Raw genomic sequence first — 12783 nt, 5'->3', positions numbered from 1 at the left:
GCCCATGAATATAGTGATCGATCACTCACCTCGATGTGGATCGATTGGCAGGCTGAAACCCACCGCCTGGTGACAATAGGGAGGAAGAAATGAAAAAACTGAACTTTATGATGGCGACCGCGCTTGCTGCTGGTCTGATTGCAGGGACGGCAGCGGCGCAAGAAAAAGTGCGAATCGCATTTATCGACCCGCTGTCTGGCCCGTTTGCGACGACCGGCACGCAGGGATTGGCCATCTATCGCCACACGGTCAACGAACTGGTGAACGAGCCCGACGCTTTGTTGGATGGGCAGGCCGAGTTCGAAATGGTGCCTTTCGACAACAAGATCAGTGCCAAGGAATCTCTCATCCAGCTGCAAGTTGCCATGGACCAAGGTATCCGCATCATTGCTCAGGGTGCGTCATCCGGCGTGGCCAGTGCGTTGACCGAGGCTATTGCCAAGCACAACCGGCGTAACCCGGATGACCCGGTCATCTTCCTCAATCACTCGGCCGTTGATCCGGCGTTGACGAATGACAAATGCCAGTTCTGGCACTTCCGGTTCGACGCCAACTCGGATATCAAGATGGACGCGTTGACCGACGATATCGCCGCCAATCCCGACATCAAAAATGTATACGTAATCGGGCAGGACTACTCCTTTGGTAAAGCCGTCGCAGCCGCTGCTGAACGCTTCCTGAAAGAAAAACGCCCTGATATCGAGATCGTCGGGAACGAATTGCATCCGATCGGAAAGGTCAAAGACTTCACGCCCTACGCGCGCAAGATCGTTGGTTCGGGCGCTGATGCTGTGATCACCGGCAATTGGGGCGGCGATATGGTTGGTCTGGGAAAGGCCGTGATGGGGGCCGGCTTCGACAAGCCGATCTACACTTATTATGGCGCAACCTCGGGTATCACGGCGGCCTTCGGTGAAGAAGGCGACGGCATCGTCAAGCTGGTTGGTGCGGGCCAGGTGAACCCTGCGCCGTCTCCGGATGCTCAGGCGTTTATCGAGTCTTTCTACGAAAGCTTCCCGGATCTGGACCTCGGGCAACCTCAGATGGCGAATGTCGCGCCGATGCTGGCTGCCGCAATCAACGAAGTTGGCAATGCCACGGACATCAAGGCGATTGCATACGCGCTTGAAGGTATGGAGCACGACGGCATTCTCACCGGAAAAACAGTCATGCGCGAAAGCGATCACCAAGCGATCCAAACAGTGACTGTTCAGGGCCAGACGCCAGACGTCGCGTTCCAGTATGACAAATCGGGTCGCGGTATGAATGCCGAAACGATCGTTGAGATGGCGTCCAAGGACTCGGCCACATCATGCGAAATGAAGCGCCCCTAACCCTTTGACAAATCTTGCGGGCCTTCTGGCAACAGATGGCCCGCAAGGCCACCACTTTATCAATGCAGGGAGACAACAATGGCGCTGTTCCTCGTGAACGTGTTGGATGGGTTCGTCACCGGATTGCTGCTGTTCATGCTGTGCAGCGGTCTGACACTGATCTTTTCCATGATGGGCGTTCTGAATTTTGCCCATGCCAGTTTTTACATGCTGGGTGCTTACTTCGCCTATCAGATCAGCCTCGTCACTGGATTTTGGGCGGGCTTGATCATTGCGCCGCTTATCGTTGGAATCATCGGAGCCTTGATCGAGCGATACGGTCTGAGGCGGGTCCATAAATACGGCCACGTTCCCGAACTGATTTTCACCTTTGGTCTGGCCCTGCTGATCGAAGAGGCAATTCAGTTTTTCTGGGGTAAAAGCCAACTACCGTTCTCCGAGCCCGCAGCGCTGGATTTCGCAGCGTTCTCGATCGCCGGTAACGCCTTCCCGGCCTACAAGGTTTTCATGATCGCCGTAGCCATGGGGATCTTCCTGACACTGTTGTACATCCTCACCAAGACCCGCATCGGCATGACCATCCAAGCGGCGCTCAGCTACCCTGAGACCGTTCAGAACCTTGGTCACAATGTCCCGCTGGTCTTTATGTGTGTCTTTGGTGTCGGCACTGCGATGGCTGGTCTGGCCGGTGTGATCGCGGGCCCGGTCCTTGGGGTTTTCCCGGGTATGGCCGTGCAATTGGGTTCAATCGTGTTCGTGACCATTGTGATCGGCGGGCTTGGGTCGCTTTGGGGCGCACTTGTAGCCTCGTTGATAATCGGTTGGATGCAGACCTTCGCAACCGCTTATGACGTGACGGCCGAGCAGGTGCTGACCGCCATCGGCTTTACCAAACCCGAGCTCATCTGGGATCACCCGCTGCAGGATCTTTGGACGCTGACACTGCCGCAGTTGGGGCCGATCCTGCCCTATCTGTTGATGATCATCGTGCTTGTCCTGCGCCCGCAGGGTCTTATGGGGAACCGTGAATCATGAGTATTGCGAGCAAGACACCTTTGACAGCGGGCACAACCCGGCTGGTGTCGCTGTCCAACACGATGCCCTGGGCGTTTGCCGTCCTGTTTTTGCTGTGCCTGCCGTTTGTTTTCCAAACCAGTTCGGCGCTGACGATCATGAACCAGATGGCAATCACTATCATCTTTGCGCTTAGCTACAATATGCTTCTGGGGCAGGGTGGGATGCTGTCCTTCGGCCATGCGGTCTACATGGGGTTGGGCGGGTTCTTTGCTATGCACGTCATGAATATGGTCGAGGACGGCCTGTGGCTGCCCCTGCCTCTGCTGCCGATAGTCGGCGGTCTGTTTGGCTTGGTGTTTGCTTTCATCATCGGCAGTTTCTCGACCCGCCGGGCAGGGACCGTATTCGCCATGATCTCACTGGGAGTCGGTGAGTTGATCGCAGCCTGTTCCGTTATCATCGTCGTGTTCTTTGGCGGCGAAGAAGGGATCTCGGGCGACCGTACAATGGGGCCGCCGGTTTTCGGCTATGAGTTCTTGTCGCAACAAGAAGTCTATTACCTGACTGTCTTTTGGCTGCTGCTGGCCACTCTGCTGATGTACCTGTTTTCGCGCACGCCGATTGGGCGGATTGCCAACGCGGTCCGTGACAACGAAGAGCGGGCGGAGTTTCTGGGCTATTCCCAGCGTAATGTGCGTTGGATTTCCTTCTGTGCCTCGGGCTTTTTTGCTGGTGTCGCCGGATCGTTGTTCGCGATCAACTTTGAAATCCTGACCGAAGAAAACCTGAACCTCGCCACCTCGGGGTCGATCCTGTTGGTCACTTTCATCGGAGGGGCTGGTTTTTTTGTGGGGCCAATTATTGGAGCCATCGTATTTACCTTGCTGCAAACGGTTCTGGGTCTGCATACCGAACTTTGGGCGCTGTATCTGGGCATACTTTTCGTGGGCTGCGTGATGTTCTTTCCGTCGGGCTTTGCCGGGCTGATCGCAATGCATCGTCGGCCGCTTGCGTTGGGTAAACTGAACCTGCTGGTCAAACCCTATCTCAAGGTCGCGATCCCTGCGGTCACCAGCACTTTGTCGCTGGCCGCCATCCTGGAAATCCTGTTCCACAAACGTCATGGCTACGGAGGTGATCATGAGATGGTGCTGTATGGCATCTCGTTTGACAGCAGCGGCTACCACGCGCTTGTCATGGCAGCAGTGATCGCAGCTGTCTCACTCTTCCTTGTATCCCGCGTGCTGCCGGAAATCCGCGCGGCCTGGGACAATGCGAACCACGCGGAGGCCCGGGCATGAGCGTTCCCGCCATCGAGCTGAAAAACCTTGAGAAGAACTTTGGCCTAGCCAAGATCATCCAAGGAGTGAACCTGCAGATTGCTAAGGGTGAACGCCATGCAGTCATCGGGCCGAACGGGGCTGGGAAATCGACCTTGTTCAACCTGATCACTGGTCGTTTCGCGCCGACCTCGGGTGGCGTGTTCCTGCATGGCGAAGACGTCACTGGCATGAAGCCGTTCGAGATCAACCGACGCGGTCTGAGCCGGTCGTTCCAGATCACTAACATCTTTCCCAACATGACCGTGTTCGAGAACATTCGTTGTGGGTTGTTATGGACAATGGGTTATCGATACTCGTTCTGGCACATGATTGGGCGGCAGCAGGACGTAACTGAAAAGGCCGAAGAAATCCTAGCGCAGATCAACCTGACGCAACGCCGGAACGAGCTGGCGGGTACGTTGGCCTATGCCGAGCAGCGCGCGCTTGAGATCGGGATCACGATCGCTGGTGGCGCAGATATCATTTTGCTGGACGAACCCTGCGCCGGGATGAGTCATTCGGAGACCGATCTGATCGTCGATCTGATCCGTAAAGTAACCGAGGACAAGACGCTGTTGATCGTCGAACACGACATGGGTGTGATCTTTGATCTGGCCGATAAGATCTCGGTCCTTGTTTACGGCGAAGTGATCGAATCTAGTACGCCGGATGTTGTGCGTGCCTCAGCAAAAGTGAAAGAAGCCTATTTGGGCGCAAGTTTGGAAGAGGAGGCGGTGTAATGCTTCAGGTCACCGACTTGCACGCCTACTACGGCAAAAGCCACATCCTTCAGGGCGTAAACCTCGAGGTGGGCGAGGGTGAGATTGTCTCGCTGCTGGGTCGCAACGGGGTGGGTCGATCCACCACCTGCAAGGCTATCATGGGCGAGGTCGCGCCGCATGGCTCGATCCAATTCCGGGGCAAGGAAATCGCTGGCCGCAAGAGCTTTGAGATCGCCAAATCCGGGATCGGTTATGTGCCCGAAAACCGGGACATCTTTCCGGGCCTTACGACGCGGCAGAACCTGATGCTGGGTCTGAAACCCGGTCAAAAGGACGGCGACGGGCGTTGGTGCATGGAGGATATGTTCGAGATGTTCCCCAACCTGCGCAATCGCGCAGACGTGGATGCCTCGGTCATGTCAGGTGGCGAAAAGCAGATGTTGACCATCTGCCGCGCACTGATGGGCGACCCGGATTTTATCATGATCGACGAACCGACCGAGGGTCTGGCCCCCAAGATCGTCGAGCAGGTCGGCGATTTGTTGCTGCAGATCGCCGAGCGTGGCGTGTCCATCTTGTTGGTCGAACAAAAGCTGACAATTGCCCTTCAGGTGACGAACCGGGTTTATGTCATGGGTCACGGCCACATGGTGTACGAGGGCACGCCTCAAGAGCTAAAGGAAAACGCAACCATCCGTCAGGAATGGCTTGAGGTCTGAGCCGCCGCACGACCCCAAAAAAAAGGGAGCTCTTTTGAGCTCCCTTTTTTTGTTTCGATAGGATTACTTCTTCAGGAACGGACCCATCGTCTTGAAGAATTTGTCACCGTACGGCGGACGCACGGCCTTGAAGAACCCGTCCATGTTGATCTGCTTGTAGACCGCCTTCGCATGGCTGAAGCGCTTGAAACCGTGCTCGCCGTGGTACGACCCCATGCCACTGGCACCAACACCGCCGAAAGGCAGGGACATCTGGGTCATGTGCATGATCATGTCATTCACCGTGGCCCCGCCCGAGATGGTGTTATCCATGACCTTTTCCTGCTCGGCCTTGTCCTTGGCAAACACATAAGCCGCCAGTGGGCGCGGGCGGGCATTGGCGTAGGCAATCGCATCGTCCAAAGAGTCATAGGGTAGGATTGCCAGGATCGGTCCGAAGATTTCGTTCTGCATCAGCTCAAGATCCGGATCCGCATCGATCACCAAGGTCGGTGGCAGAATTTTCTCGTTCGAGGTCAAAAAGTCTTCGTTCGCGGGATTGACCTCAACAATACGCGCACCGGCGGATCGCGCCCGTTCTACCAAACCCTTGAGGCGATCGAACTGACGGTCGGTTACAATATGAGTAACGTCCGGATTGCCTGAAAGCGTCGGAAAGTACTCTGCAATCTTGTTGGCCAACGCGGTGGAAAAATCTTCCATTTTTGCACGCGGGACGAACACATAATCTGGCGCAAGGCAAACCTGACCGGCGTTAAAAATCTTGCCTGCCGCGATCCGGGCAACGGCCAGATCCATGTCGGCGCTTGGGGCGACGATAGCCGGGTTCTTTCCCCCAAGTTCCAGTGTCGTCGGAACCATGTTGTCGGCAGTAGCGCGCAGAATGTGCGGGGCGATGCTGGTGGCACCAGTGAATAGAAGATGGTCGAACGGCAAGCTGGTAAAGGCCTGCCCAACCTCGACCCCTCCGGTGGAGACTGTCACCTCTTGCGGCGCGAACTTGGCTTCGAGCAGAGACTTCAACAGGTTCGAAGTACGCGGCGTGAACTCGGATGGTTTCAGCATAACCGAATTGCCAGCAGCAAAAGCTTCGGCCATGGGTCCGACGGACAGGATGATGGGAAAGTTCCACGGGCTGACGATCCCGATCACGCCCAGTGGTTGATACTGGATACGAGCGCGGGCACCAAACAGTCCCAGCGGAAACTCAGGCTTTGCCTTTTCGGGCCGCATCCAGCGATCGAGGTTTTTGCGCGCGTACTTGATCTCTTTCAGAGTGCCGACAATGTCCGCTGCGATGGTTTCATGACGAGAACGGTTGCCGAAATCCGCCGAGATTGCGTCGACGATGGCATCCTGATTGTCCACCATAAGATCGATCAGACGAGTCAGGCGATCCTTTCGCTCGGCCGCGCCTGGCGCGCCATGCGTCGCATGATGGGCCTTTTGCATCGCCAGAAGGTCCGAAAGGATCTCGAATGACTGAGAATTTTGCTGGTTCACTTTTTGTCTCCTGCGGTCATAAACCGCCTTCCTGTTGGTAGGTTTGCCTTCTTTGTTCTCGTGGCTTCAAGAGTGAAGGCTTTTTGTTCCTGTGTTCGCTGGCGGTGAAGTCTGCATTGACAATCGCTCTGCAATATGGAAGGTAAGTGATCGTTCACTAATAAGCAAGAGCACAGTATGACCCTGACCACAGAAGACAGGTTCAAGACCGGCATGCAGTTGCTTGCTGCCTCGACCACGATCATCACCTCTGAGTTTGAAGGCGCGCGCGCGGGCATGGCGGCGACGGCGGTTTGTTCACTTACAGCCGATCCGCCAGCGCTGCTTGTGTGCATCAACCGAACGGCGCGGACCTACGGATATGTCATGGACAGTCGCCGTTTTGCGGTGAACCTCGTGCCGGATGACATGACCGAGGTCGTGGGTGCGTTTTCGTCAAAAATGGACAAGGAACAACAGTTCCACGCGGCTGGAACCTGGGCTAAAGGCGATTTGGGTATCCCAGTTCTGGAAGAGGCGGTCGTGTCCTTCGAATGCGTCGTCGACAATTGGGCAAACACTAAGACCCATGCGGTCTTTTTCGGTATGGTCAAACAGGTCCATCTCAACCCTGAAAAATCCGCGCTGATCTATGGGCGTAAAGGCTTTCACAAGCTGACTCCGCTGGACGCGTGACGCCCTTTTCGGGCGACTAAAACCGTCAGGGCAGCCTGGACGAGTATCTTCGTCTGCAAATTGCTGCACCCTGATAGATCGAAAAATAAAGACCGCTCATTTACGAACGGAAACGACCTCCAGGGAGGAGACATCAATGCCAACCCTTGGCCAGCTTATTGATCGGAACGCCGACCGTTTTGGTGATCTGGATGCATATGTGGAACTGGAGCGCCGCCGCAGCTGGCGCGAATTGGGCGCGCGTACGGATGCATTGGCGTATGCTTTGCGCGGGCTTAACATTCGCAAAGGTGACCGCGTGGGTGTGATCCTTTCCGACTGCATTGAGGTGGTGGAAACCATCGGGGCTTGTGCCAAGGCCGGGGCAATCCGTGTGGGGCTCAACTATCGTCTGGCACCCCGTGAAATCGGTGAGTTAATCGATGACTCCGGAGCGGATGTTCTGGTCGTTCAGGACTCGAAAGTTGCAATCGCCCAAGAGGCGCTGACCTTCAGCAAACGCCAGCCCAAGCTGATTGCAATCGGGACACATGAGCTTGAGCTGGATTATGAATCGTTGATTTCGGCCGAGCTTGACCGCGGTGCATTTGCCCATACCCCGCATGAGCAATTGATGATTTGCTACACGACGGGTTCCACAGGGTTGCCGAAGGGCGCGATCTATCCGCACGAACTGATGCTGGAGTCGATGGCCGCTGTGGCTCTGGCCGAAGGAGCAGGCCCTGATGACGTGTGGCTACATGCCATGCCCGCGTCGGGTGTTCCGATCGTGCATTTGCTGCGCAACCTGTTCCACGGCACCAAATGCGCGATTATTGGTGAGTGGAATGTTGAGACAGCTTTGACGTTGATTGACCGCGAACAAGCCACAATATGCGTCCTGGTCCCGACAATGTTGAATGATCTGCTGTCATCCGGCCTGATCACGAAATTCAATTGTTCGTCTATCCGTCAGTTGGGTTATGGGTCTGCTCCGATTCCACCGGCGACAGTTCGGGATGCGCTCAAGGCATTTGGTTGTGAGTTCCTTCAGATGTTCGGAACGACCGAGCTGATGGGCATGGGCATGATGCTGACAGCAACCGACCACGAGCGCGCGCTGAAAGACGGCCACAACTGTCTCGAAAGCGCCGGGCGGCCGCTGTACTATGTGGATGTCCGGGTGGTTGATGACGCGGGCAATGATCTGCCCGACGGAGAAGCGGGCGAATTGTTGATTCATTCGCCCTACGTAATCCCGGGTTATTGGAACCAGGCCGTTGAGTATTCCGAAACTGTGCGCGACGGATGGCTGCACACAGGGGACATCGCGGTGATTGACGCCGAAGGCTTTGTCCACCTGAAAGACCGTGCCAAATTCCGCATCAAGTCCGGTGGTTATAACGTCTTCCCGGTCGAGGTTGAAAACTGCCTGGCCGAGCATGATGCCGTGGACGAAGTCAGTGTTGTGGGCCTTCCTGACCCGAAATGGGGCGACCGTATCCATGCGGTTGTTACGCTGAGCTCGGGATCGGTGTTGACTGGTGCGGAGTTGCGAGAGTATTGCCGGGGCAAGATCGCCAACTTCAAGATTCCTAAAGAGATCGAAATCTGGGAGACTTTGCCCAAGGGGCCGACCGGTAAGATCCAGAAGCGTGAGATTATTGAAATTTGCAGTCAGGCGAGCCAAAGCGGAGCAGCCTGATCAGTTTTTGACTCGGCCTTTTGTGGCCGGGTCAGGAAGGCCTTTGAAACAAACGGCCAGGGACATGTGATCACGTCCCTGGTCGGAAACCTCAACTTTCCATGTGTCGCACAACGGACCGCTGGAAGTACGTCAGCGGAGACTCGGCTCCGGGTCCGGCGGCCAATTTCCCAACAGCGTATCGGGGCGACTTCAATGCCCTCTGCATCTTTTCGACAACATAGATGTCCTCAGTCTGGAAATCCTCTGTTTCCAGCGGGTGCACTTGCCAGTGAGAACTTTTGATAAGGCCGGTGGCCTTGTCGTATCCGGGGATGTCCTCGACCGAGCCGCGGCTGGAAATCCAAGACTTCGCTGCCCAGACATAGACATGCAACCGGGTGACGCCGGCGCTGATTGGCTCCATCACCGAGATGGAAAATGACCATGGGCTTGCAACAATCAGGGTTGTCGGGAACAGCATATAGACGCCCCCATACCCTTCCTGTGCCGCATGTGGGATCTTTGGCGCTTCCCAGCGGTCATAGCGTGTCGAGACGAAATTCGGAACACGCGACCGCAGGTTTTCGTTTTCGATCGAATACCAGACCTGATTGTCCCCGTACGGATCCCAGATGTTTTTGTCCTGTGTCGGACCGCCCAATGTGTTCTTGTGCAAGTAGGCGAGATGGTATCCGTCGATTGCATTCTCGAAGAACACTTTCCAGTTGCACTGCATTTCATAGGTAACCAGTTCATCATATGAAATCAGCTCGGGGCTGGTGATGTCGTGCGGCCAGACAACATCCTCCAATCCGCTTAGCCAGTCTGATAGCTCTTGGTCTGGTTCGGGATTTACGAAAACTAGGCCCTTGAACACGGCGACTGATGCCGGGTGGAGGCCGTTTTCTTTTTTGTCGATTTCAGGGAAGCACGATTTTTGTTCCGGAACCCCACGCAACGCACCGTCCAGTCCGAAGGTCCAGGAATGGTAGGGGCACACAATGGTCTTGCCGGTGTTGCCGCAGCCGCGGTCCAGCAGCTCGGTTCCTCGGTGCCTGCAGATATTGTGGAAGGCCCGTAATTCTCCGTCGGAGCCACGGATCACGACCAGAGTGAAGTGTCCTGCGGTAGCGGTGATGTAGTCACCGGCATTGGCCACTTTGGCTTCGGTGCCTGCGAACGCCCAGCTACGCGAAAACAGGTTTTTGTTCTCCTGCGCCAACCACTCTTCCGACGTGTAGGCTTCGGGCGGAAGTTCCTGGGTTGCGACCTCTGGCATCTGGCTGGGATTCTGCATTTTGCGTCTCTCAAGTAACTGGATGTCAATTTAATTGTCAAAAATGACAAATAAAATTTGGATGGGTGCTTGTCAATAAAAACTGACATTCGGCCAGCCTGTTTCGACGTACGGAGACGGTCGCCAGCCGGGCGCTTGGCGTTGCACTTAATAGTCGGTTTAGATTTTCAGCGCGGCGGTCTCAGCGCGGAAGGCCCTCTTCCGGTTGCGCCTGAGTGGCCAGCCAGTGCCGGAAGCTGCGCAACGACGGATCGTCAGATTTGGTTTTTGGCCAGACCAGATAATAGGCGCCCATCATCTCGACCGCGTCGGGAAAGGCCGCGATCAGTTTGCCTGTCGCCAGATCCTGTTCGACCAAATAGTTGGGCAGCAGCGCAACCCCCAAGCCGTGCACCGACGCCTGGTTGATTGTGGTGTATTGATCGTAGATCGTGCCCGGGAGAGCCTCGGGGTGAGGGGTTCCCATATGGTCAAACCATTCCTGCCATGCGCGTGGTCGGGTTTGGATATGCAGCAATGGGAGTTTCAACAGGTCGCCGGGCGATTCCGGTGCGCCGTTGGGAAGCAGTGACGGTGCGCAAACTGGCAAAACGCTTTCGGCCCTCAGCAGCAGCCGGTCCGTTCCCGGCCAGTCAGGCTCACCAAAATGCAGTGCCGCGTCGAAAGGTTCGCTCGTAAAGCTGAAAGGCCGCAGGCGGGTGGACATATTGATGGTGATGTCCGGGTGCAAGCGCGCGAACTCGGGGAGTCTGGGTACAAGCCATCGCATCCCGAACGTGGGCAGAATGGCTAGGTTTAGCGTGCCGCCCGCTGGTGCTACGTGCAGTTTCAATGAGGCCTGAGCAATCTGGTTCAGCCCTTGACGGACCTCGGCCACGTAGTCTTGCGCGACCGGAGTCAGCAACAAGCGTTTGCGGTCGCGGCGGATCAGGTCGACGCCCAACTGGGCCTCCAGCGCTTGCAATTGCCGGCTAACGGCGCTTTGGGTCAGGGCAAGCTCATCGGCGACTGCGGACGCCGAGCCCAGCCTGTCCAACGCTTCCAGCGCGCGGAGGGACGAGATTGAAGGGAAAAGGCGGCGCGGCGTTACCATTTATGCAAAATACTCATGTTTTGAGAAAAAACTTGGCCGTTATGTGCATTTTGTTCAAGCGAGAAGTTATGCGTCGACGCCTGCATGCTCGTCACTGCCAGTTTTGGGCGTCGTAGATCCATCCGTCCTTGTGTTGTCCGACCCAGTATCCGACCGAGAACAGCTCGGTCATGTATTTCGGATCAAAGGGTTCATCTGGTTTGGTCTGAAATTCTTTGGGAATATAAGTGATGTTCGCCTGAAACCCGTCTCGGTTGGAGAGCGCCAGAATGCTCTCAATATTGCCCAGGCTTTGTGAGCGGATCAGCATTTCGAACGCGCGGTTTGCGACCGCTGTGGCATTCCCCGGCAACGGATCGAAGGTCGGCTCCAGTTTTTTGTTGTGGATCAGCCAGATACGGTTTTTCTGATTGCTTAACCCTGCTGCACGCAGCAGTTGGCGCATTTGCAAATCGTGAGGATAGGCGAAAATCTCACGCGTCAGCCCGCCATCCACATGTAGTTCTTCGCGCTGTACCTCGCCGTTCGTTATTTCAATGGATACCGGTTGAAACACGACGGGTATCGAGGCCGGCGCCAGAATGACGTCTCGGATCAGTTCCCGCGCCTTGGGCGTGTCAGATTGGGCAATCGCCCCGATGTTCCAAAGCACGGGCCGCTCGGCGTCGATATTGGTGGTTCCGATAAGCAACTGGCGACCTTTTCTGTGCTGTTCAGCGATCTTCCTGATCAGATCATCTGTCAGCTCTTGACGGATTGCCTCTTTCAGCGGGGTCGCCTTGGTCAGGAAACCACGCCCAAAGACCGCGCCCGGCAGGTTCAGCCGAACAACGTCGCGTGTGGCCGTCTCGGTGTAGAACCGCTGCAAGCGGTCGTCATAGTCTGAACCAAGAAAGGCGAAGGGCGCGATCAACGCACCTGTTGAAATGCCAGTGACCACGTCAAAGGTCGGGCGTGTTCCTGTATCGGTCCAACCGTTGAGCACACCGGCACCGTAGGCACCGTGTTGACCGCCGCCTGACAGGGCAAGAATGTCTAGACCGCGGCCCCTTGGAACCTGTGCCAGCGTTTTTCGCATTTCTGCTTTGAGGGCGGTCAGTTGGTCGCGGCTGTCGTCTTCAAAGTATCGGCTGTCCATACCAGCGCCAACCGGCAGAAAGGTTTCATAGTTTTCAGCCGTGGGTGTAAGATCGGTTCGGTCATAGCTGCCTGCACATGCGGTCAGCGCCAACACAAGCACAACAGATAGGTAAGTCTTGAACGAGGGCATGGGGGCGATCCGTGTCAAAAGAGTCGCGGCTCTTTATCCGTGGTCGCGCCAATTGTTGAGTCAGGTTCGCCAGATTCCGAACGAACGCGAGTGAAACCCCTGAGCATGCGCAAGATCGCACTGATGGGTGGCAGTAAGTTCGCAATCAGGCGCCGAGATTGGGCC

General features: G+C 56.1%; 11 protein-coding genes. 7 read left to right on the top strand and 4 right to left on the bottom strand.

All coding sequences use genetic code 11. From position 1 onward, the window contains the following. Window positions 1-89 precede the first annotated feature (89 nt). From ACR0MV_RS07470 to ACR0MV_RS07450, 5 genes are all read left to right on the top strand, one after another. Window positions 90-1334 (top strand): branched-chain amino acid ABC transporter substrate-binding protein, encoded by a 1245-nt coding sequence (locus tag ACR0MV_RS07470; RefSeq protein WP_480701610.1) that lies wholly within the window; start codon window positions 90-92, stop codon window positions 1332-1334. Window positions 1335-1412: 78 nt separating this feature from the next. Further along, on the top strand, window positions 1413-2369 hold the full coding sequence (locus tag ACR0MV_RS07465; protein ID WP_170423700.1) for a branched-chain amino acid ABC transporter permease: 957 nt from the start codon (window positions 1413-1415) through the stop codon (window positions 2367-2369). After that, window positions 2366-3652: a branched-chain amino acid ABC transporter permease gene (locus ACR0MV_RS07460; RefSeq protein ID WP_480701609.1), complete on the top strand. Its 1287-nt coding sequence runs from the start codon at window positions 2366-2368 to the stop codon at window positions 3650-3652. Before ACR0MV_RS07465 ends, ACR0MV_RS07460 begins: the two co-directional genes overlap by 4 nt. After that, window positions 3649-4413, top strand: a complete 765-nt coding sequence (locus ACR0MV_RS07455) for an ABC transporter ATP-binding protein (RefSeq protein ID WP_170423696.1) — start codon at window positions 3649-3651, stop codon at window positions 4411-4413. The genes ACR0MV_RS07460 and ACR0MV_RS07455 overlap by 4 nt, the downstream gene beginning before the upstream one ends. Further along, a complete protein-coding gene (locus ACR0MV_RS07450) occupies window positions 4413-5114 on the top strand; it encodes an ABC transporter ATP-binding protein (RefSeq protein ID WP_480701608.1) in 702 nt (233 codons plus the stop codon). Before ACR0MV_RS07455 ends, ACR0MV_RS07450 begins: the two co-directional genes overlap by 1 nt. A 63-nt stretch (window positions 5115-5177) precedes the next feature. On the opposite strand, the gene ACR0MV_RS07445 is transcribed toward ACR0MV_RS07450, so the two are convergent. Continuing rightward, window positions 5178-6617: a coniferyl aldehyde dehydrogenase gene (locus ACR0MV_RS07445; RefSeq protein ID WP_480701607.1), complete on the bottom strand. Its 1440-nt coding sequence runs from the start codon at window positions 6615-6617 to the stop codon at window positions 5178-5180. A gap of 177 nt (window positions 6618-6794) precedes the next feature. Between ACR0MV_RS07445 and ACR0MV_RS07440 the strand changes: the two genes are divergently transcribed. Then, on the top strand, window positions 6795-7292 hold the full coding sequence (locus ACR0MV_RS07440) for a flavin reductase family protein (protein ID WP_170423692.1): 498 nt from the start codon (window positions 6795-6797) through the stop codon (window positions 7290-7292). 136 nt (window positions 7293-7428) lie between these two features. After that, entirely contained in the window at window positions 7429-8976 is a 1548-nt protein-coding gene (locus ACR0MV_RS07435; protein WP_480701606.1) for a class I adenylate-forming enzyme family protein, read from the top strand. 91 nt (window positions 8977-9067) lie between these two features. Here ACR0MV_RS07435 and ACR0MV_RS07430 read toward each other — a convergent pair whose 3' ends face one another. From ACR0MV_RS07430 to ACR0MV_RS07420, 3 genes are all read right to left on the bottom strand, one after another. Then, on the bottom strand, window positions 9068-10255 hold the full coding sequence (locus ACR0MV_RS07430; RefSeq protein WP_480701605.1) for an aromatic ring-hydroxylating oxygenase subunit alpha: 1188 nt from the start codon (window positions 10253-10255) through the stop codon (window positions 9068-9070). Between the two features lie 181 nt (window positions 10256-10436). Next, a complete protein-coding gene (locus ACR0MV_RS07425; protein WP_480701604.1) occupies window positions 10437-11348 on the bottom strand; it encodes a LysR substrate-binding domain-containing protein in 912 nt (303 codons plus the stop codon). A gap of 91 nt (window positions 11349-11439) precedes the next feature. Further along, complete coding sequence (locus ACR0MV_RS07420; RefSeq protein ID WP_480701603.1) at window positions 11440-12618, bottom strand: patatin-like phospholipase family protein; 1179 nt, start codon at window positions 12616-12618, stop codon at window positions 11440-11442. Between the last annotated feature and the right edge of the window lie 165 nt (window positions 12619-12783).

This window comes from Ruegeria sp. BC3 (genome assembly GCF_056539265.1).
Note: the sequence above shows the minus strand (reverse complement) of the source record. Positions and strands in the feature narration are given on the sequence as shown.